Source organism: Ruminococcus bovis (assembly GCF_005601135.1).
Lineage (GTDB): Bacteria > Bacillota > Clostridia > Oscillospirales > Acutalibacteraceae > Ruminococcoides > Ruminococcoides bovis.
Genome location: NZ_CP039381.1, coordinates 1,754,238 through 1,777,274 on the forward strand (window position 1 = coordinate 1,754,238; position 23,037 = coordinate 1,777,274).

Genomic DNA, 23,037 nt, shown 5'->3' on the forward strand with positions numbered 1-23,037 from the left:
AAACTATGAAGCGAATGGGTGCATTACTTGGGATAACTTCTTTAGTAGTGCTTTCATTCGCTTATTTTGTTGGTGTAAAGTTTTCACTAATTCTTTCTGCTATTGCTTTTGTATTGTTTGTACTTTCTTTCATAATGAAGAAGTATAGGAAGAATTACTATATAAAGTTGGTTTTAGGTGTTGTAATTTTTTCAGCACTGTTTTTCGCTATTTTCACAAGTTTCTATTATAAACCGATTGTATATAATAATTCTGATGAAGAAACAACAGTATCGGGAATTGTAATTGACTCACCATATGAAAACTTTGGTCAGTATTATTATCCTGTAAAAACCACTACCATTGGAAGTGAAGAAAAATCAGTAAAACTTACCCTAATTTCAAAAGGTGACATAAAGGCTGATTTGGATGATACTGTTGATTTTGTAGGCACTCTAAAGAATAATTCAACTGACTATTACAAAACTAAAGGTTACTATCTGAAGGCAACAATCTATGACAACAGTAATTGTGCAGTAACTAAGGCAACATCACATTCTTTAAAATATTTTCCTTATAAATTAAGGGAAATGTTAGTAACTGTAATCAATTCTTATATGGGTAGTGACAATGGTGGTATTTGTAGTGCAATAGGCTTTGGCGAAAGGAATTACCTTACCGATAATGTGAAAAGTGACTTTAAAAAGGCCGGTATGTCACATTTGTTGGTGGTTTCCGGTATGCATATGAGTGTTGTATCTATGATATTTCTATTCATATTCAAAAAGCTGTTTAGGAAAAAGTTTATCTATTGTCCATTAACAATACTTTTAGTTTTGTTTTATATGGTGCTTACGGGACTTTCTTTTTCTGTAATCAGAAGTAGCATAATGGTTATCCTTATGTTACTTGGAATGATGGTTAGTAGACAGTCTGACTCTTTAAATAGCCTTGGTATTTCAGCATTTGTGATTTTGCTTTTCAATCCTTATTCTGCCGGTGATGTTGGGTTGTTGCTTTCTTTTGGTTCAACAATGGGAATAATACTTTTCTCAAAACCTATAAGAATTTTCTTAGTAGAGAAGTTAAAATCCCATAAAAGAATTTTAATTTATATATTAGACTTAATAGCAATAACTTTGTCAGCTTGTACTTTCTCAACACCTATATTAATATTATTCTTTAAAAGAATTTCATTGGTACAAGTATTTTCAAATTTACTTATTTCACCTGTGTTTGAATTGTTACTTGTTGTGGTTATGATAGGTGGAGTTTTAGGACTAACAGGCATTGCAGTACTATATTCACCATTTCTATTTATAGCTGATAAATTGGCAACCTATATTAGTTGGGTGGCAAGTACTACATCAAAATTACCTTTCAGTTATATTAGTACAAATAAAGTTTTTGTATATGTATTCCTTGGAATGTGTTTTGCAATGATTTGCTTAGTAGTTCTTTCAAAGAATTATAAAAGAACTGTACCTTTAGCTACTTTGGTTATGATTTTTGTGTTAGTGGTAGGTTCGGTTTCTGATTATATAGTTAGCTACAATACACCTAGAATCAATGTTTATGATACAGGTAATGGCATAACCCTTAGTGTTCATTGTAAGAATAAATCAGCAATCCTCAGTAGTGGTGGTTCTGTTACCTACGATCCTATTACCGGTTTAGGTGACAGTAGCAACAGTTATGACTTTTTCGGTATTACAGATAACAGTAGTAAAAGGTCAATTTTCAGTAGTGATGTTTTAAATGAATTTGACTTAAAGAAGGTTTTACTATATCATAGGATAGATAAAAGAAATTATGAAAGTACATATAGCTATGAAAATATTTCAGAATTTAAGAAAGACACTACTGTAAATATAGGTGATATAAAGATAACATATCTTGTTAGAAATAATAGTGTTTTTATTTATGCTAAAGTTAATGATAAGTCAATTTTGATTTTGCCACCTAATGGTGATTGTAAATACTTAGACAAACAGTATCGTAACCCTAACATTACAGTTACAGATAAATCTTACATAAGTAATAGCAATTTGATAAATACAAATCTTCTTATTTTGTGTTGTACAGAAGACAGTTATAAAAATGCAATGAAAAATATCGCAATAAATTCAAATGAACTTTATACAACTTTTAATGGTGACTTTTCTTCAAAAACAGAGGTGTGGTAAATGGTACTAAATGAATCGGAATTTAAAAGACAAATTAAGAAAAAAGAATTTAGCAATGTTTATTTAATCTATGGTGAAGAAAAGTTCTTGGTAAAGGTTTATACAAAGCAACTTGTAACTGCAATAATGGGGGAAGAACCACCTGAATTTAACTTCCATAATTTTGACAATAACAGTGAACTAAATGATATTGCAGTAGCTTGTGATGTTATGCCATTTATGAGTGAATACAATTGTGTTGTGGTAACTGACTTAAACATTGATTCACTTATTAAGTCAGATATGGAAAAGCTAAAGACTATTATCAAGAATCTTTCACCATCAACTAAGTTGATTTTTACTTTCCCTACACTGTCAACAGGTGGTATGGAAGGCAGAAAAGATACAAGAAAGGCTCAGTTTAAGTCTATTGTAAAGCTGGTTAATAAAAACGGTGTTGTGGTTGAGTACCCCAAGTATGATTCTCATGCAACATCAAAAGAGTTAGTCAGAGCAGCGTCCAAGAGAGGATGCCCATTAACCCTAGCTAATGCAGGTAAAATTGTTGATTATGTTGGTACAGATTTAACTGCTTTACAAAATGAAATTGATAAACTTTGTGCCTATGCTGACGGTAAAGAAATTACCATTGATATGATAAACGATTTGGTTCATATTAATCTAGAAACTAAGGTTTATTATATTTCAAATTATATTATCAAAAATGATTTGCAAAGAGCATATAAAGAACTTGATATTCTCTTTTATCAAAAGACAGAGCCTATTATTATTGTTGCAAATATTGCAAATGCATATATGGATTTGTATAGAGCTAGAGTAGCCGGTGAAAGTGGAATTCCGATTACTGTGGTAGCAAATGAATTTAACTATGGCAAAAGAAGCTTTGTGCTGACTAATTCAGCTAGAGACGGTAGGTATATCTCAACACCGGCAATCAGAAAAAGTATTGATGAAATTATTAATACAGACTTAAAGCTAAAAAGTACATCAGCTAACGGTAGAATATTAGTAGAAAAATTAATTGCAAAACTTTCTTTAATAGCAAAGGAGATTAGCTATGCTAAGAATTAAAGAGGCAGTTGTTGTAGAAGGTAAGTATGACAAAATAAAGCTAAAAGGCATTATTGATGCACCTATTATTGAAACAAACGGTTTTAGAGTTTTCAAGGATAAAGAAAAGCAAAATTTAATTAGGCAACTGGCAAATAAAAGAGGACTGCTGATAATTACAGACAGTGACTCAGCAGGTTTTGTAATTAGAAATTTCTTAAAGGGTATTGTAAAGGACAGTACAATTAAACAGTGCTATATTCCTCAGCTAAAGGGTAAGGAAAAGAGAAAAGAAAAACCATCAAAAGAGGGTTACCTAGGTGTTGAGGGTATTAGTGATGAAGAAATTATAAATGCAATCAAAAGGTCAAATGCCACTATTGAAGGGGAAAATGTTAAGCAAACCGAAGAAATTACAAAAAATGATTTCTTTGAACTTGGCTTAACAGGTAGAGATAATTCAAAGGTAAATAGGGAAAAGGTGCTAAAGTATCTTGACCTACCTACATACCTAACAACTAATGCAATGATTTCAGCTTTAAATGTGCTGGTTACAAAAGATGAGATAAAAGAAATTCTAGAGAAAAATTAATATGATAAATAAAATCACCACTTTAACTAATACTAAAAGTGGTGATTTTTTATGAGTATAAAATGGGATATGGTGGTGTTTCTGATTGGTGGAGTTACCTATGCAATGATTGAAATTATGTGGAGAGGTAACACCCATTGGACAATGGTACTACTTGGTGGATTATGCTTTTTAACTTTGTATAAACTGTTTGGATATATGAGTAATTATTCTTTAATGGAAAAATGCGTTTTAGGTGCAATTGTAATAACTGCACTTGAATTTGTGGTTGGTTGTATAGTTAACTTAACTTTTCATATGAATGTGTGGAATTACAGCAGAATGCCACTTAATCTGTCAGGTCAGATTTGTATTCTTTATAGCACATTGTGGGGTTTCCTCTGTATTCCAATCAACTTTATTGCAAATAAAATTAGGAAAGTTGCAGAGTCCTGAATTTTTTTATCTATGCATAAATGTATTTTATTTTAAAATAATAAAAATCCACAAAAGAGAAATGCTGAGGCATAATGCCTCAGCATTCCATAGGAAGTAGGTATATGAATAAAAACTAAAACTTGTACTTTATTTTGTGACAGTATAATTAGCACCAAAGTTGTCATCAACATAAGTTGTGCCGTTTACTGTGTATTCAATTCTGTACTGTAGTGAATTAGCATCAACAGGAACAGAATAGTACCATACTTCAACAGAGCCATCTACATAACCCTTTGAAGATGAATAATATTCAGCATTAACAGTATTAGTTGTTTTCCAGTTGTCAGTAGAGTAAACTACCTTTACATCCTTTTCATAGCCAAGATTTTTTAGCTGAACTGCACCGGAAAAATTATTGTCTATATCTATAAAAGAATAGTAGCTTTTAGCTCCACCACAACCAAAATCATAGAAAGATGGTGCGTGATAACCGGAATATACTTTGTAGTTATTACCGTCATTGTTGTCCCAATATGTGTTGCCGTTTACTTCATACTTAATAGCAAACTGAACAGTTACAGGTAAATCACCACCCGGTCTTGCAATACCCGGTGTTGTAAATGACCAAGCCTCATAGTTACCGTGAGTAGGCTTGTAGTACTGTGCTGAACAGTCATACCAGTCAATACCGTTATATGAATAATGAACAGTAACATTCTTTTCATAAGCAATGTTTTCAACCTCAATGTAACCTGATGCACCAATACCATCTACTCCGTTAGGTGTTGCATAAATCAGTTTTACCGGTGTTGTTGATGTAGCCCCAACAGATGGAATAGCAGAGAAAATAGAGAACAACATTACTAAAACAACTGCAAAAGGGATTAGTCTTTTTTTAGTCATAATTGACTCCTTTCCAAACCAATTATAAAATAGTACTATTATTTCACTTAAGAAAATACAATTGGTTAATCAAATAAAAATGTTAAATATTTACCTAAACATTTAGGATGATTGTATTATATACCAATTTATAACATATGTCAACATATAAATTATTAAATTTACAAATTTTCTTTGTTAAATTATATTTTACATTTGCCGTTCTGCTTTATAAATTAGGGTTTGTGGAGTTGTTATATTATAAAAAGTGTAAACTATGTCCTTGTATAAAATGTAAATTTTGTGGTTGCACAATTCATATTACAACGATATTTCGGAGCATAAACAGTATCAATTTTTATATCATATTATGGCTCACAGAGGTAGGGGCGAACATCGTTCGCCCGTCAAAAAGTGTGATACCTATGGGATTATTGTCCTATTTGCAGACTATAAATTTATAATATCTACATAGGGCAAAGTACCTATATAAAGGCTAGTTTGTAACGGGACATCAATGATGTCCCCTACACCTGTGAGTCAGGGTTTTATACGATTTTATGTACATATTCTCACTATGAATTTTTCTTTATAGCCGATTTAATTTAAAACAAATTCACCTTAACCAACAATTTAAATTAAAAAGACAAACCCTAATTTGCAGAACGAATTTACCCTAACCTACAAATAAAATTAAAATAAAAAATAACAAAAGAAAAACTAGGTGGGATAACCACCTAGTTTAGAATAAGTTATTTAATCCACTTATATGAAATTTAAAATTTAAAGTCCCCAAATTTAAAGTCCCCAAATTTAAAGTCCCCAAAATTTAAAGTTCTAAAATCTAAGTTCCAAATTTAAGTCAAAAAAGTTTAGAATTCCAAAGATTTAGGAAACCGAAAGTTTAAGGCCAAAAGTCAGAACCTGAAAACAAAAACAGAAAAATCATAAAATTAATACTTAAAATTACTCTTCTTCTTTCTTTACTTTTGATGGGTCAACCTTAACAATTGCACTGATGATTCTTCTTTCTTCAACCTTATAAACTTCAAAAGAAAGACCATCAATCTCAAACTTATCTCCCTCTTTAGGGATTCTTCCCATATGTTCAAAGATAAAACCACCAACGGTGTGACTTTCTGTATCATTGTCAAAGTCCTCTCTGTCGGTAAGTTCAAGGAGTTGGTCAAATTCAAGGTCGCCACTAACAAAGTAGCAGTTTTCTCTTAGCTTTGTGTATTCTTTCTCTATATCCTCATCTTCATCATAGATTTCACCGACAATTTCTTCAATCAAGTCTTCCATTGTTACAATGCCCAGTGTACCACCGTATTCATCAGTAACAATTGCCATATTAACTTGATTTTTTCTAAGGTCATTCATTAATGCACTTAGCTTTCTGCTTTTATATGTGAAGAATGCATCATTGATAAGTAGCTTAATGTCAGGTGTTTTACCATCAATCAGTTCTTCTAAGTAATCCCTTGTGTATAGGATACCTAAGATATTGTCAAGATTTTCTTTATATACAGGAACTCTACTGTATCTTTCTGTGAGAATCTTGTTTTTGTTAGTTTCAAAGTCATCATCAATGTCAAGTGCCAACATATCAACTCTAGGAGTAAGTACCTCAAATGCTGACTTTTCGTCAAACTCTAGGGCTGACTGTACCATTTCACTTTCTTCTTCTTCAAGCACACCTTCATTTTCAGAATGTTCAATAATATATTTTAGTTCATCTTCTGTTACAGTAGGTGAGTCGTTTCTAATGTTAAGTAACTTTAATGCACCGGTTTTAATTGCAATGAAAAGAAATGATAGTGGAGTAAGTACAATCATTAAACCTTTTAGGATAATTGCAGTGTTAAGTGCAACAGCCTCACTTTTTTCTTTACCGATACATTTTGGAATAATCTCACCAAATGTAAGAACAAGTATTGTTGTAAGACCGGTTGAAATTGCAGCAGCAAAATTCTGAAAAATATTCATACAAAGTACAGTTGCCAAAGATGAACAACCAAGGTTCACAACATTATTGCCAATTAATATTGTGGTTAGTGCTTTGTCAAAATTTTCTGTGATAAAGAGAGCATTCTTTGCTTTCTTGTTACCTTTGCTTTCCTCATTCTTTAGCCTTGCTGTACTAACACAAGAGAAAGCAGTTTCTATACAGGAAAAGAAACTAGAGCATAGGATAAGTAGCCCTATGACAATTCCTAATATTACATTACTATTCAATTATTTCCTCCCAAAAATATTATTATTCTAATTATAGCACATTATATACAATTTTCAATCATTAATTTAAGGATAAAATGGGAAAAATATTCTTGAAATAAACATATATATAATGATATAATTATATGGAGTTTGTACATTATATCTGAACTTTGGCAAAAACTAATGCTGAGGTGTATATAATGAATAATGTAGATAACTTTAATTTAAAATCTAATCAAGAAAATGACGAACAAAATGATGAGGCGTCACTATCTGCTGAAAATGCAGAGGGTATCAAGAACATCGGTTCAGTTTTAACAGGTAGGGAAGATACCTTAATTCATTGTCTGACAATAATCGGACAGATTGAGGGACATTATATTCTTCCAAGTCAGAACAAAACAACTAAGTATGAGCATATTATTCCTTTGCTGGTTTCGGTAGAGGAAGACCCAAATGTTAAGGGACTTTTGATTTTGCTTAATACAGTCGGTGGCGATGTAGAGGCAGGACTTGCAATTGCTGAGGTTATTGCCGGTATGAAGAAACCAACAGTTTCTATTGTACTTGGTGGTGGTCATTCAATCGGTATACCACTTGCAGTATCGGCAAAGAAAAGCTTTATTGCAAAAAGTGCCACAATGACTGCACATCCTGTAAGGACAAACGGTCTTACTGTTGGTGTGCCACAGAGTTTTGAGTATTTTCAGAGAATGCAAGAAAGAATAAATACATTCGTCAGCGACAATTCCAACATTTCAAAGGAAAAGTACAGTAGCCTTGTACTGAATACCGGAGAACTTGTTACGGATATTGGAACAATTCTTGATTCAGAGAAAGCCGTAAAATGTGGCTTAATTGATTCGGTAGGCACATTAAGTGAGGCAATTTCTTCACTTTATGATATGATAAACAACCAAAAATAACTGCTTCGGCAGTTACATAAGGAGAGAGAATTATGGATTATATCTATTCAATCGTTATGGGTATTGTTCAAGGTTTAACAGAATTTTTACCTGTATCATCATCCGGACATTTAACACTTGTACAACATATCTTTGGTGTTGACGGAGAAAGCAACTTCTTCTTTAACATTATGCTTCATGTTGGTACACTATTTGCAGTTTGTGTTTTCTATTACAAATTGCTTTGGAGTTTGATAAAGTCATTCTTCGGTTTAATCAAAAAGATTTTCACAGGTAAGTTTAGTTGGAAAAACAGAACTGATGATGAAAATATGATTTTTATGCTTATTATCGGTTTACTTCCACTGTTCCTACTATTTGTTCCTGTACCGGGTACAGATATGGTATTTAAGGATGTTTCGGAAATGTTCTCAGGTAATAAGTACCTAATTTATGTTGCAAGTTTCTTAGTTATCACTTCAATTTTACTTTGGATTGGTATTGCTTGTAATAAGCGTACTTGTACTCATGCAATTCATTCAAGAAAAGATTTAGAAAATGAAGACGGTAGAAAGAACTACAATGTTCTTGATGCAATTTGTGTTGGTGTAATGCAGGTATTTGCTACACTACCGGGTATCTCTCGTTCAGGTTCAACTCTTGCAGTTGGCGAAATGCGTGGTATCAACAAGCAAAAGGCTATTGACTATACATTTATCCTAGGTATTCCAACAATTTTAGCGTCAGCAGTTTTTGAACTAAAAGATGCTCTAGGTTCAAATGTATCACCTACTGCTGAACTTGGTGTTGCTCCACTTATTATCGGTATGGTAGTTTCTGCAGTTGTAGGTTACTTAGCAATTTTGATTTTTAAATGGTTCTTAAAGACAGACAAGATGTACATATTCGCAATTTATACTGCAGTAATCGGTATTGTGGGTATTATTATTGCACTAATTGAGATGAATTGTGGTTTCAATATTTTCTCACACACTCCACTATAGTAAAAGAAGGTTAATTAATGGCGACAAAAAATACAGATAAGAAGTCAACTAAACAAACTAAGGGAAAAACCCCTACCAAAAAGACTTCTAATTCCGGTAAAGGAAAAGTAAATAATAAAAGCAAAAGCCAGAAGTCTTCCTCTGTGAAAGAAAAGAAACCTGCAAATTACAGAGTAAGAGCAATTATTTTACTTGCCCTAGCTGTTCTGTCTTTTTGTTTGTTATTTATCAAAGGTAACTTTGTTTGGAGTTTTATCAGTAACTCTATTTACGGTATCTTTGGAGGTTCGGCAGTTTTAATTTCTGTTTCATTATTATATATAGCAGTTATGACTGCTAAAGAAAAGGAAGTACATAGACTAAAAGCTAAGGTAGGCTTCTGTGCTTTAACAGTGTTTCTGGCTTGTACATTGTGGTACATTTTCAGTGGCTATCAAAAGGGTAATTACTTTGTAGAGCTTGGTCATGAATTTATGGCAGGTTTTAATGGTGATTCCTTTGTAAGTCGTGGTGGTGGACTTTTTGGTGCATTACTTGGCTACCCTATGAGTTACGGACTGGGTAACACTATTTCAGTTATTCTACTTGTACTTTTGATTTTAGTATTGCTACTTATTATTACAGGTGTTTCACTTCTTGATATTGCAAAGGCAGCAAGAAAGCCTATGGAAAAAGCAATGCATCAAGCTGAAATTCGTAAGCAAGAAAGAATTGAAAAGGAAAAGCAAAGAGAACTTGAGAAGCCTTATGAAGAAGAAAGCCTTGTACCTACTTATAACGGTCCGATAGATATTCCACTAGATGGACCGATTAGAAAGAAAAAGAAAGATAATTCTTCTAGTGAAAATAAAAATACAGATAATAGCGATACAAATGCTAATGCAGATACTTCTCTTGCTAAACAGAGAGATGAAACTGATAATTTAATTGACATTATCAAAAAGGCAAATCAACAGATTGAAAATGACAACCCATCAACTTTAGATGCTATTAAAGAGAATGTTCGCAAAGAAAAAACTCAAGCACTTAAAGATGCAGCAAAACTTGCTAACCAATCTGTTGATACTGCTGAAATTGAAGATGAAACAAAAGCACTTGATGAACAAATTAAGGCAACCGGTAACGAAAAACATAGCAACTATGAGTTCCCACCAATTCAGCTATTAAAACTTGCCGAAAACAAAAGTGCATCTAATATTAGAAATGAAATGCAAGAAAAAGCCGAAAAACTTGTTTCAACTCTAGATTCATTTGGTGTTAAGGTTAAGATTACAAATATTTGCAGAGGTCCATCAGTTACTCGATATGAACTTCAACCTGCTCCAGGTGTTAAGATTAGTAAAATCACTAACCTTGCAGATGATATTGCCCTTAACCTTGCAGCTAACGGTGTAAGAATTGAAGCACCTATTCCGGGTAAAGCTGCTGTAGGTATTGAAGTACCTAACAAGGTAGTATCAATGGTTTCTATGCGTGAACTGATTGATAGTGAAGAATTTAGAAATGCTAAGAGTAAATTAACTTGTGTACTTGGTAGAGATATTAGTGGTGAGATTGTTACAACTGACCTTGCAAAAATGCCTCATCTACTTATTGCCGGTACAACAGGTTCAGGTAAATCTGTTTGTGTTAACTCACTGCTAATGAGTATCCTTTACAGAGCAACCCCTGATGAAGTTAAGTTCCTACTTATTGACCCTAAGATGGTTGAATTTTCTAAATATAAAGGTATTCCTCATTTGCTTATTCCTGTAGTTTCTGATGCTAAGAAAGCAGCAGCAGCACTTAACTGGGCAGTAAGCGAAATGCTACAGAGATACCAACTGTTTTCTGAATATGATTGTAAGGATATTAATTCTTACAATGACTTAATTGAAAGTAACTTGCAGTTTATTGCAGAACAAGATGTACCTGAAGGTGAAGAACCTGAGGTTATGGAAATTAACGGACTACCTGTTAGAACAGAAAAAATGTTCCGTTGTGTTATTGCTATTGATGAACTTGCTGACCTTATGATGGCAGCACCTTCAGAAGTAGAAGAAAGCATTTGCCGTCTTGCACAGATGGCTAGAGCAGCTGGTATGCACCTTGTTATTGCAACACAGAGACCATCTGTAAATGTTATTACCGGTGTTATCAAGGCTAACATTCCATCAAGAATTTCACTAAAGGTTTCTTCAAATATTGACTCAAGAACAATTCTTGACTTTGGTGGTGCTGAAAAACTAATCGGTAAAGGTGATATGCTATATTCTCCTGTTGGTGCACCAAAGCCAATTCGTGTTCAAGGTTGTTTTGCCAGTGACCAAGAAATTGAAGGTGTTACAAGATATATCAAGAATCACCACCGTTCTCAGTACAACGAAGAAGTTGAAGCAAGAATCAAGAAGATTACAGTTGAGGGAATGGAAGCTGACAATAAGGGTGGCAACGGTGACTTGGATCTTGATGAAAAGATAGAAGAAGCTATTAAGATTGTTATTGATGCAGGACAAGCATCAACAAGCCTTGTACAAAGAAGACTAAAGGTTGGTTATGCAAGAGCAGGACGAATGATTGACGAAATGGAAAGTCTGGGCATTGTAGGACCACACCAAGGCAGTAAGCCAAGAGAAGTTTTAATGACTTATCAAGATTGGCTTGAAAGAAAAAATAATTTAGGAAAAGAAAGTGAAGAAAAAACTTCACAGGAGTAAGAGTTATGGCATTTCTTCCGATTACAGTAGAAGAAGTTGAAGAAAGAGGATGGGACGAAATTGACTTTGTCTTTGTAACAGGTGACAGTTATGTTGACCATCCATCTTTCGGTGTGTCTATTATTTCAAGAGTTTTAGAGGCTAAAGGTTATAGGGTTGCAATTCTTTCACAACCTAATTGGAAAGATGAAAGAAACTTCAATCCATTCGGTAAGCCAAAGCTAGGTTTCTTTGTTACTTCCGGTAACATTGACTCAATGGTAGCACACTATACAGTAAATAAGAAAAAGCGTTCTGATGATGCCTATACTGCAGGTGGTAAATCAGGTAAAAGACCTGATAGAGCAGTAATTGTGTATAGTAGAATTCTCAGAAAGCTATATCCTGATTCACCTATTATTCTTGGTGGACTGGAGGCATCACTTAGAAGATTTGCCCATTATGACTATTGGGATGATTCTGTAAGACAGTCAATTCTATTTGACAGCCAAGCAGATATTTTGACCTATGGTATGGGTGAAAATCAAACAATTGAAATTGCAAAAAGACTTGCACAAGGTAAGTCAGTTAAGCAGTTAAGAGACATTAAGGGTATTTGTTACTATGTACCTACAAGTGAATATAAGCCTGGTCCTGTAGTTGATTTGCCAAGCTATGAAAGAGTTTGTGAAAGCAAAAAGGACTATGCCATTGCTGCTAGGAAAGAACTTGAAGAGGCTGATGCAGTAAGAGGCAGAACAGTTATTCAGCGACATGGTAAGTATATTCTTGTACAAAACCCACCAATGCCACCACTTACAACAGAAGAACTTGATTGGGTGTATTCTTTACCATACGAAAAGTATTATCATCCTAGTTATGAGGCACTTGGTGGTGTACCTGGAATTAAGGAAGTTGAATTTTCAATTACCCACAACAGAGGTTGTTTTGGTGCTTGTAATTTTTGTTCAATTGCATTCCATCAAGGCAGAGCGATTACTGTCAGAAGTAAAGAAAGTGTACTTGATGAGGCAAGAAGATTAGTTGATAATCCAAGATTTAAAGGATACATTCACGATGTAGGTGGACCAACTGCTAACTTTAGATTGCCTTCTTGTACTTTCCAAAAAGAACATGGTATGTGTAAGAACAAAAAGTGTCTTGCACCAAAGCCTTGCAGAAATCTTCAAGTTAATCACGAAGAATATATTGATATTCTACGAGAAATGAGAGCAATTAAGGGTATCAAAAAGGTGTTTATCCGTTCAGGTATTCGTTTTGATTACCTTATGGAGGATGAAAGTAAAGAGTTTTTCCATGAACTTGTTAAGTACCATGTTAGTGGTCAGTTAAAGGTTGCACCTGAACATTGTTCAGCAGCAGTCCTTGATAAAATGGGTAAGCCTCATATTGAAACTTACAAGAGATTTCAGGATGAATTCTATAAATTTACAAAACAAGTTGGTAAGGAACAGTACCTTGTACCATACCTAATGAGTTCACATCCCGGTTCAACTCTAAAGGATGCAGTAGAACTTGCATTGTTCCTAAAGAAAGAACATATTAGACCTGAACAGGTACAGGACTTTTACCCAACACCGGGTACAATCAGTACTGCAATGTTCTATACAGAACTTGACCCATATACACTAGAACCTGTATATGTGCCAAAGACTATGAAAGAAAAGCATATGCAGAGAGCATTGCTACAATACTTTAACCCTAAGAATAAGGAAATTGTTGTAGAGGCACTTAGAAAAGCCGGTAGAACCGATTTAATCGGTAATGGCAAGAACTGTCTTGTATCTATGCCACAAAATATGAGAACTCAAAAGAATTCTCAGGGCAAACAAAATAACCGTAACAAAAATAAAAACAAAAACAGAAATGTAAACAGAAACAGACACCACAACAATCACAACAGAAGTGGCAGAAGATAATTCTTTACAAAATCAAATGTTTTTGTTATACTCTATATAATATATAATTAAATGAATGAGAGGAAACTAGAAATGGGCGTATATGAAGAACTAGTTGCAAGAGGATTAATTGCACAGGTTACAGATGAAAAAGAAATTAGAGAACTTGTAAACAGTGGTAAAGCTGTATTCTATATTGGTTTTGACCCAACTGCCGATAGCCTACATGTAGGTCACTTTATGGCACTATGCCTAATGAAAAGACTACAGATGGCAGGTAATAAGCCTATTGCCCTAATCGGTGGTGGTACTGCAATGGTTGGTGACCCATCAGGCAGAACTGATATGCGTCAGATGATGACACCTGAAACTATTCAGCACAATGTTGATTGTTTCAAGAAGCAGATGAGCAGATTTATTGACTTTTCTGATGACAAGGCTCTAATGGTAAACAATGCAGATTGGCTAATGGACCTTAACTATGTTGATGTACTTAGAGATGTAGGTGCACACTTTAGTGTTAACAGAATGCTAACTGCTGAATGTTACAAGCAGAGAATGGAAAAAGGTCTATCTTTCCTTGAATTTAACTATATGATTATGCAGTCTTATGACTTCTATGCACTATATAAGAAGTATGGTTGTAATATGCAGTTCGGTGGTGATGACCAGTGGTCTAATATGCTAGGTGGTACTGAACTTATCAGAAGAAAACTTGGCAAGGACGCATATGCAATGACTATTAACCTACTTCTAAACTCAGAAGGTAAGAAGATGGGTAAGACACAGTCAGGTGCAGTTTGGCTTTCTGCTGAAAAGACTTCACCATACGATTTCTACCAGTATTGGAGAAATGTTGATGATAGTGATGTTATTAAGTGTCTAAAGATGTTAACATTCCTTTCATTAGAAGAAATTGCTGAATTAGAAAAGCTAGAAGGTGCTGAAATCAACAAGGCTAAGGAAGTTCTTGCATTTGAACTAACAAAACTTGTTCACGGTGAAGAAGAAGCTACTAAGGCTCAGAATACTGCAAGAACAGTATTTGCCGGTGGTGGTAAAGATGCCAATATGCCATCAACAGACCTAACTAAGGATGAACTAGGTGAGGGTATTCAGATTCTTGACCTACTAGTTAAGTGTGGTCTTATCTCAAGTAAGGGTGAAGGCAGAAGACTTATCACTCAGAACGGTATCTCTGTAAATGATGCTAAAGTAACTGACATTTTCCTAGAAATTAAGGAAGATGACTTTACAGATAATGAACTTGTTATCAAAAAGGGTAAGAAAGTCCACCATAAGGTTAACCTAGTTTAATCAATTAATAAATGATTTTGTGACATAGATTTATTTGTCAAAATGATATAAAGTGGCTCAAGCCATCTAGGCAAACAGTTCACCTAAAAAAATAATCAAAGTAACCACTTACATTAGTAGGTGGTTATTTCATTTTATATTGTAATTTTATTTTCAATTTTCCTTGCAATTTGTTTAAACAAATTTGGGTTTGTGGGGTTATTAAAATATAAAAAGTGTAAACGATATTCTTGTATAAACTGTAAACTATGAGATTGTATAATTCATAATATAACAATATTTTGTAGCAAAAGCAATGCCATTTTTTATATCATATTATGGCTTACAGTTGTAGGGGCGAACACCGTTCGCCCGTTAAAAAGTGTGATACCTATGAGATTATTGTCCTGTTTGCAGACAATAAATTTATAATATCAGCATAGGGCATAATACCTTTATTTAGGATAGTTTGTAACGGTCCAACAATGTTGGACCCTACAACTGTAACTCATAATTCTTGTTACATTTAATAGTGAGAAATAAAGGAAAGTTTCAGATAATATGGAATTGTAAATGAATTTACAATTCCAACCACTCCTTTCGTCACCATTCGGTGACACTTCCCTCAGCGAGGGAAGCTACAAAGTCATTACAATTTCTTGATTGTGTACAAGCTTGTAAATTTGTACATATTATGTTTGGCTCCCTCAGACGAGGGAGCTGTCGATTGTAAATTGACGGTACGGCAATTTACCTTTTATAAATCGACTGAAGGAGGGATAAAACTATAAATTAGATGAATTAATCGGCTACTATCTAATTAACTTATATTACATAAACAACTCTACAAACCCTAATTTATCCTTCTAACCTTTACCCACAGACAAAATTGAAAAACCCTAATTTGTACTACATATTAATATTAAGGACAAAATCAAAACAATTAATTTTACTAACATACTAAATTATAATTCAACACAACAGTAACTAAATTTACAAACAAAAATCATATAGCAAAATGCACATCACTATAGGGATAGATTTTGACAAAAGGTCTATTTATATAGTGATTTTTTACATTATTCTACAATTAAATTTATTAAAAGTTACAAAGATAATTCTTATAAAGAAAAATATTAACAAAATTGTTACCAATCCATAATTCTTATATAGAATAATCTTGTGTACATTATATAAATATCCACTAAATGTTGAGAAATTGCCTTGATTTCCTTGCAATGCAGTAATCAATTTGTTATAATTTTGTTACAGTAATGTAATTATTGTAATTTGCTTATAACAGCGTGTGGTAGACGCTTTTATTTTTGGAGGTTGATCTATGACAAAAATTAAGAGAATATTGACGCTGATTATATGTGTTGCAATTTTAGCAAGTGCAACAGTAATCGGTACATCAACTGCTTCTGCATCCGGGTCAGGTGCCGGGCTAGTAAGTTGGGCTTATCGAGCTTATAACGAACATTGGAAGTATGTTTGGGGTGGTGCTTCAGTTGGCTCTGTTGACTGTAGTGGACTTATCTATTCATATGCCGGTGGTGAGAGAGTAACAGAATCTATGATTGCTGCTTCTCCTGAATCAGGCTCAATCAGTTCAATACCAAGAATTCATGGTCTTGGTCTTTATCAGTATGGTCATGTTGGTGTATATGTTGGTGGTGGCATGGGTATTGATGCTCGTGACGAAATCTCTAATGTATGTCTTGACTCTATTAGTAACAAATCTTGGACTCAGTGGTTTAAGATTTCAGGTGTAAGCTACCCTACATCTGGTTGGCAGGAAGTTGCCGGACAGTATTATTATTACGAAGATGGTCAGTATATCGTAAATACATCAAGAACTATTGATGGTGTTACATATTCATTTGGCTCAGATGGTGCATCTAACAAGACACCTAGTAATATGAGTTCTACTGCAGACTCTTCCTCAAGTAATAAGAAACATAAGAAAAAGAAAACAGCATGGCAGTTAGGTGACTCCGGTAGTCAGGTAACTAAAATCCAGAAGAGACTAAAAGAACTTGGTTTCTATAACGGTGACATTACAGGTTACTTTGGCACAGACACTCAGAAAGCCTACAAGGCATTCCAGACTGCTGCCGGTGTAGTTGTTGACGGTATCTGTGGTAAAACAGATAGAGATATTCTTTATTCCGATAATGCTCCGGTATATGTAGCTCCTACAACTGTAGCAAAGAAGAAAACTACTACAAAGAAACAGTCAACTAAAAAGACTACAACAAAAACAAAGAAACAAGAAAAAGTTATCTCTGTTGGTGATTATAGCAAAGATGTAACATCAATTCAGAATCAGCTTATCAAGTTAAATTACCTAGAAAAGGGTAATGCAACAGGTTACTTTGGCGAAGATACAGAACAGGCTATTAAGGATTTCCAGGATTACAACGAAATCACGGTAACAGGTTCTGTAGATAGTGCAACAAAGAAAGCTTTATTCAGCAAGAATGCTGTTGCAAATCCTGAAGCTAAGACTGAAGAAAAGACAGAAGATAATAATGAAGAAAAGCAACTTGCAACCTTTACATTTAAGGATGCTACTGAAGAACCAACTACAATAGCTGAACCAATTTCAACAACAGATGAAACTACTAACAAGTCTGTTGTATTAGAATCAAATCAGCTGGCAAGTAAAGCACTTGCAGGTGTAACATCAAGTGAAAGCTTTGAACAGGTTACTCCTATTACAAATGAAAGTAGTTCTCAGCTAATTAAATGGCTATGTGTTGTTATTGCCGTAATGGGCAGTGTGTTTGTTCTGGTTACAATTAACGAGAAGAAGAAAGCTCGTCGTAGACGCAGAATGAGACATGCAAGACGCATGAGATAATGAAATCAGTAAAATATTTCTTGACTTTTGAATATTTTATTTGATATAATTTAATTACCGAGTAGCGAAAAAGCGTAAATCCAGGAAATGGATTTACGCTTTATTTTTTTGCAATAAAATGGAGGAAAGAATATGGAAAAACAAAAGAAAAATAAACTTGGTATAATGGAAGTCAATAAACTTATGTTGTCGATGGGTATTCCAATGGTAATTTCTATGGTACTTCAAGCAGTATATAATATTGTAGATAGTGCATTTATATCAAATATGGCACATAATGGGGAAGAAGCGCTAAATGCCCTTACATTAGCTTTTCCGGTGCAAATGTTTATGGTAGCAATAAGTATAGGTACAGGTGTTGGTGCAAATGCTTTACTGTCACGCTCATTAGGTCAAGGAGATAAAGAAAAGGTAAATATGACTTCCGGAAATGCAATGTTTTTAGGTGCAGTTATTTATATTGTATTTTTGTTATTTGGAATTTTCGGTGTCAATGCTTATATTTCTACTCAAACAACTAATAACTTAATTAAAGAAATGGCAAGTGATTACCTATCAATTTGTACCAATATTTCATTTGGTATTGTGTTTTTTGCTATGTTTGAAAAATTACTTCAAAGTACAGGTAGGTCAATATTTGCTACAATTGCACAGATTGCCGGTGCTATAACAAATGTTATTCTAGACCCAATTATGATTTATGGTCTGTTAGGTTGTCCGGAAATGGGTGTAAAAGGTGCAGCATATGCCACAGTAATCGGTCAAATTGTTTCTATGGTACTTGGATTTGTATTTCATCTTAAATTTAATGTTGAAATTAAGAATGGTTTAAAATACTGTAAACCAAATAAAATGATAATAAAACAAATTTACACAATAGGTCTACCGGCAATTATTGCTCAAGCATTAATGTCATTTATGACTTACGGTTTAAATATTATTCTTGTAAAAGTAGGGGAGTCCTATGTAACTGCATATGGTTTGTACTACAAAATTCAGCAGTTCATCTTATTTGCAGCTTTTGGTTTAAGAGATGCAATTACTCCTATTGTTTCATATAACTATGGTATGGGTTCAAAAGAAAGGGTTAGAAAAGGTGTAAAGTGTGGACTTTTATATACAACAGTTGTTATGTTGGTAGGTTTTGTAGCATTGGAGATTTTTGCAAGTCCACTCTCATCAATTTTCGGATTGTCCGGAGAAACTCAGAGAATTTGCATTAGTGCAGTGAGAGTGATTTCTGTTAGTTTCGTATTTGCAGGTATAAATATTGCATTACAAGGTGTTTTTCAAGGTATTAATAGTGGTATTCCGTCCCTTATTATTTCTTTGTTAAGACAATTTGTACTTGTATTACCTGTTGCATATTTATTTACATTAATTGTAAAATGGAATTATTCTTTAAATTTCTTAATATGGACTACTTTTATTATTGCAGAAGTTATAACTTCTATTGTTGCAGTAATTTTATTTAAGAAAGAAAATATATTTAGTAAGTAGTAAGTAGAAAAAGCGTAAATTCTTTTTAGAGTTTACGCTTTATTTTTTGATTATTTATAATTTTTAATAGCCTAAAAAGTATTTTTATAAGTTTTTTGAAAATTTTTAAATATTATAAAATCCTCAGTAGCCGAGTGTTTATGGGAATACTAAAGAATAGGGAAGTAGAAAATAAATAAAAATTCAAAAAAACTGAAAAAAGTTGAAATTTTTTCTTGACAATATGAGAACCCTCTGCTATAATAAATATCGTTGAAACACGGAGGGGTGTCCGAGTGGTTTAAGGAGCTAGTCTTGAAAACTAGTGATACCGAAAGGTACCAAGGGTTCGAATCCCTTCCCCTCCGCCATTTTTATTTTAATGGCGGTTTTTCTTTTGGAGGATTACTCAAGTGGTGAAGAGGCTCCCCTGCTAAGGGAGTAGGTCGGGTAACTGGCGCGAGGGTTCGAATCCCTTGTCCTCCGCCAAAGCACTTTCTTTATGAAAGTGCTTTTTTACTATAATACATCAATATATTATTTCTAGATTATGATTGTTGGAAAATTTGGAAATAGATAAAATAAAATTAAAAAAATTAAAATAAAAAATAAAAATGTTTCCGTAGCTCAGCCGGATAGAGCGACTGCCTCCTAAGCAGTAGGTCGGGTGTTCGAATCACCTCGGGAACGCCATAAAAAACGCTAGTAGAAATTTTAATATTCTACTAGCGTTTTTGTAATTTATAGAATTACTAAATTATTATTCCTATGTTATTCAAAATTTCAATAAATTCTTTCCAATTATTAGGAAACATATTTCTGCCCTTACAATATATTATCACAGAATTAGTTTTAATTCTTAATAACCAATGGATAGATGGGAAAAAGTCAATATTAGAGTGAAAGTTCTTGTTGTACCATTCTAAAAACTCAGATTTAGAAATATCATTGCAAAATTTATCCACTTTATCAGTAATGTTTATGCATTGCTTTTTACCATAGTTATAGGTTAACATTGATGATTCATTTTTATTTGTTTGAAGAATTATATATTTACTAGGGTTATTTGAATAACCGTCATAAAATTCATATTTAAATTCAAAAATATTTGCCATCTTGTCACCTTTGTAAATAAATTGTTTATTTGTTTGACAAATTAAGATTTGTTTTTTAATTTTGATTGTGGGTTAAGGTGAATTCCTTTTAATTTCAATCGGATATAAAGAAAATTATAGTGAGAATATGCACATAAAATCATATAAAACTCTAACTCACAGGTGTAGGGTCCACCATTGGTGGACCGAGCAAATCAACATTTTTATTGGTATTTTGTCCTATAAATTTATAGTTTGTAAACAGGGCAATAATCCCATAGGTATCACACTTTTTAACGGGCGAACACTGTTCGCCCCTACGACTGTAAGCCAATAATATGATGTGAAATATACTAACAAACCCAAATTTGTACTAAGAAAATTATTTTTCTTTATAATTTTTATCTTGCTATAAACTGAGTATGATAGATTACTTCTTTACCAAGGCTTTTGGCAAACTCTATTTCTTTCTTTACTTGTTCACCAATGTATTCTTGAAAATTAACTACATAAATTGCATCTGAAATTTTTATTTTTTCAAAATGTGCATTATTTAAAGCCGTTATTTCATCTTTTGTGATTTCTAAATTATCTTCATTGTATACACATTGTAACACGCACATATTGTATTTTGTTTCTAAAGTGAAAGCTACCTTCTTCATTTCTTTTTCAAATTTCATACTTCCACATAAAGTAATAACTTTCATTTTCTCACCTATACTATATCTTATTTTCTTTATAGTAACACAAAAGTACAAAAAGTTCTACAACATCCTTATAAATAAAATAACCACCTACATAATTGTAGGTGGTTAATGGTAAAATTGAATTAAAACTATTTTTTCCTTTTAATTTTTAGTTTTTCTTTTAGTTCCTCTAGGACTTCGTTATAATTAACTGATTTAAATTTAGGGAAGGCTTTTAACATTCTTTTTTCTTGGAAGTTAAATTTCTTAGCTAAATTTTCTTGAATATCGGAAAATACACTTGGAACTTGAATGTTGGTTTTACTTTTGATATTTTCTGTTTTAGCCTTAATATTTTCAGCCTTAACTTTAATATCCTCAGTAATATCTTCAGTTTTAACCTTAATATTTTCAGAAAGTTTTTCTGTTTGAATTTTAAATTCATCAGCAAATTTCTTGATTTTCTTATCAAAGTGACAGAAACCTGCAATAGTAATAACATTATCGGTAATAAAAATAACTGCAAGTGCAATAACAATTGTGTGGAACAAAGTGTCGTTCATCATACCAATCATTTTCAGTACAAGTGGATGAACTAACTTTATCAGTATTAGTGACAATGTACCGAATACTACTGCACCGATTAAGCATACTCTACCGTTAATATTGAACTTTCTGTTTGAATAATCCCACCATCTAGCATGGAATAGCTTTTCCATTAAGTAGGATGTTATATATTCCAGGGTGCAAGTAAGAATTGCACTTAATACAAATAATAGTATAGGGTTCTCTATCCATCCTAAAATTAAAATATCAAGTATTGCACCAAACCCATAAATAGGGCAGTAAGGTCCGTTTAGAAAACCTCTGTTGACAAATCTTCTTTCTGTTATTGAGCATAATGTGCTTTCATATATCCACCCAATAACACTGTAAATCATTAACCATAGGAATATATTTTCTATGGTATATACACTAATGTGAAAATCCATATCTCATCACCATTCTTTTTATATACATTATATTATTCTATAATAATAATTCAATAACCATTATTAGTACTGATGTATGTTAATAGACAAATTACTACAAAAAGTTGATTAATATTAGACACAATAGAAAATTCCCTTGTGTCTATGGAATAATATAGATAAATACTGAGAAAAAGTGATATATTGTAACCTATTTGTAATGAAACTTTAACTTGTTTCTACTATATATTGTGGTATAATTTTATTATAGAATTATAAACACATAGTTTAGTTATATTTTGGAGTGGTAATATGAAGTGTCCTTACTGTGGTTACGAAGAAAGTAAAGTTATTGATTCTCGACCTGCTGATGATGGTGAGAGAATTCGTCGTCGTAGAGAATGTTTAAATTGTAAAAAGAGATTTACAACTCATGAAGTAATCGAAAGTGTACCGATTATTGTTGTAAAGCGTGATAAGTCAAGAGAAGTTTTTGACAGAAATAAGCTAACTGCCGGTATTCTTAGAGCTTGTGAAAAGCGACCTGTTTCTCTTGAACAAGTTGACCAAATTGTTGACTCTATCGAAAGCACACTTCAAAGTTCACTTGATAGGGAAGTAACTTCTCAGTCTATCGGTGAGTTAACAATGGAAAAACTAAAATCTGTTGATGAAGTTGCTTATGTTCGTTTTGCTTCGGTTTATCGTTCATTTAAGGATATAAACACATTTATGGAAGAACTTACTAAGCTACTAAAAGAAAAATAATATTTTAGGATTTTTAGGTATATAGAAAGAGGTTATCTGTTTTTAGAT

At 33.0% G+C, this 23,037-nt stretch carries 17 protein-coding genes and 3 tRNA genes; 15 read left to right on the forward strand and 5 right to left on the reverse strand.

The window, feature by feature from the left end; all coding sequences use genetic code 11:
- The first annotated feature begins 5 nt into the window (after positions 1-5).
- The 4 genes from E5Z56_RS08245 to E5Z56_RS08260 are packed head-to-tail and all read left to right on the forward strand — an operon-like array spanning position 6 to position 4,242.
- Positions 6-2,165: a ComEC/Rec2 family competence protein gene (locus E5Z56_RS08245; RefSeq protein ID WP_138157378.1), complete on the forward strand. Its 2,160-nt coding sequence runs from the start codon at positions 6-8 to the stop codon at positions 2,163-2,165.
- Positions 2,166-3,236, forward strand: a complete 1,071-nt coding sequence (gene holA / locus E5Z56_RS08250) for a DNA polymerase III subunit delta (protein WP_138157379.1) — start codon at positions 2,166-2,168, stop codon at positions 3,234-3,236.
- Positions 3,223-3,807 (forward strand): toprim domain-containing protein, encoded by a 585-nt coding sequence (locus tag E5Z56_RS08255; RefSeq protein WP_138157380.1) that lies wholly within the window; start codon positions 3,223-3,225, stop codon positions 3,805-3,807. Before holA ends, E5Z56_RS08255 begins: the two co-directional genes overlap by 14 nt.
- A 51-nt stretch (positions 3,808-3,858) precedes the next feature.
- Positions 3,859-4,242, forward strand: coding sequence for a putative ABC transporter permease (locus E5Z56_RS08260; protein WP_138157381.1), 384 nt, complete (start codon positions 3,859-3,861; stop codon positions 4,240-4,242).
- A gap of 129 nt (positions 4,243-4,371) precedes the next feature.
- Here E5Z56_RS08260 and E5Z56_RS08265 read toward each other — a convergent pair whose 3' ends face one another.
- Both E5Z56_RS08265 and E5Z56_RS08270 read right to left on the reverse strand, forming a co-directional pair.
- Positions 4,372-5,127, reverse strand: coding sequence for a carbohydrate-binding protein (locus E5Z56_RS08265; RefSeq protein ID WP_138157382.1), 756 nt, complete (start codon positions 5,125-5,127; stop codon positions 4,372-4,374).
- Between the two features lie 945 nt (positions 5,128-6,072).
- Entirely contained in the window at positions 6,073-7,344 is a 1,272-nt protein-coding gene (locus E5Z56_RS08270) for a hemolysin family protein (protein ID WP_022505557.1), read from the reverse strand.
- Positions 7,345-7,526: 182 nt separating this feature from the next.
- Between E5Z56_RS08270 and E5Z56_RS08275 the strand changes: the two genes are divergently transcribed.
- The 10 genes from E5Z56_RS08275 to E5Z56_RS08320 all read left to right on the forward strand — a co-directional run bounded on the left by E5Z56_RS08275 (position 7,527) and on the right by E5Z56_RS08320 (position 20,163).
- On the forward strand, positions 7,527-8,252 hold the full coding sequence (locus E5Z56_RS08275; protein WP_138157383.1) for a ClpP family protease: 726 nt from the start codon (positions 7,527-7,529) through the stop codon (positions 8,250-8,252).
- Between the two features lie 32 nt (positions 8,253-8,284).
- Positions 8,285-9,235, forward strand: coding sequence for an undecaprenyl-diphosphate phosphatase (locus tag E5Z56_RS08280; RefSeq protein ID WP_138157384.1), 951 nt, complete (start codon positions 8,285-8,287; stop codon positions 9,233-9,235).
- A gap of 17 nt (positions 9,236-9,252) precedes the next feature.
- Positions 9,253-11,931 (forward strand): DNA translocase FtsK, encoded by a 2,679-nt coding sequence (locus E5Z56_RS08285; protein ID WP_138157385.1) that lies wholly within the window; start codon positions 9,253-9,255, stop codon positions 11,929-11,931.
- A 5-nt stretch (positions 11,932-11,936) separates the two neighbouring features.
- Positions 11,937-13,850, forward strand: a complete 1,914-nt coding sequence (locus E5Z56_RS08290; RefSeq protein WP_138157386.1) for a YgiQ family radical SAM protein — start codon at positions 11,937-11,939, stop codon at positions 13,848-13,850.
- Positions 13,851-13,922: 72 nt separating this feature from the next.
- A complete protein-coding gene (gene tyrS / locus E5Z56_RS08295) occupies positions 13,923-15,146 on the forward strand; it encodes a tyrosine--tRNA ligase (protein WP_138157387.1) in 1,224 nt (407 codons plus the stop codon).
- 1,318 nt (positions 15,147-16,464) lie between these two features.
- Complete coding sequence (locus E5Z56_RS08300) at positions 16,465-17,991, forward strand: C40 family peptidase (RefSeq protein WP_138157388.1); 1,527 nt, start codon at positions 16,465-16,467, stop codon at positions 17,989-17,991.
- A 132-nt stretch (positions 17,992-18,123) separates the two neighbouring features.
- Positions 18,124-19,491 (forward strand): MATE family efflux transporter, encoded by a 1,368-nt coding sequence (locus E5Z56_RS08305; RefSeq protein ID WP_138157389.1) that lies wholly within the window; start codon positions 18,124-18,126, stop codon positions 19,489-19,491.
- Between the two features lie 261 nt (positions 19,492-19,752).
- A tRNA-Ser gene (locus tag E5Z56_RS08310) sits at positions 19,753-19,841 on the forward strand.
- A 28-nt stretch (positions 19,842-19,869) separates the two neighbouring features.
- Positions 19,870-19,959, forward strand: a tRNA-Ser gene (locus E5Z56_RS08315).
- 127 nt (positions 19,960-20,086) lie between these two features.
- Positions 20,087-20,163, forward strand: a tRNA-Arg gene (locus tag E5Z56_RS08320).
- A gap of 59 nt (positions 20,164-20,222) precedes the next feature.
- Here E5Z56_RS08320 and E5Z56_RS08325 read toward each other — a convergent pair.
- The 3 genes from E5Z56_RS08325 to E5Z56_RS08335 form a co-directional block, all read right to left on the reverse strand.
- The gene (locus E5Z56_RS08325; protein ID WP_138157390.1) at positions 20,223-20,585 is read right to left on the reverse strand and encodes a hypothetical protein; all 363 of its coding nucleotides are present in this window, start codon (positions 20,583-20,585) and stop codon (positions 20,223-20,225) included.
- A gap of 380 nt (positions 20,586-20,965) precedes the next feature.
- Positions 20,966-21,271 carry a hypothetical protein gene (locus tag E5Z56_RS08330; protein ID WP_138157391.1) on the reverse strand — a complete coding sequence of 102 codons (306 nt, stop codon included), beginning with the start codon at positions 21,269-21,271 and terminating at the stop codon, positions 20,966-20,968.
- Between the two features lie 128 nt (positions 21,272-21,399).
- On the reverse strand, positions 21,400-22,242 hold the full coding sequence (locus tag E5Z56_RS08335; RefSeq protein ID WP_138157392.1) for a putative ABC transporter permease: 843 nt from the start codon (positions 22,240-22,242) through the stop codon (positions 21,400-21,402).
- Between the two features lie 291 nt (positions 22,243-22,533).
- Between E5Z56_RS08335 and nrdR the strand changes: the two genes are divergently transcribed.
- Entirely contained in the window at positions 22,534-22,989 is a 456-nt protein-coding gene (gene nrdR, locus E5Z56_RS08340) for a transcriptional regulator NrdR (protein ID WP_022504777.1), read from the forward strand.
- Positions 22,990-23,037 lie beyond the last annotated feature (48 nt).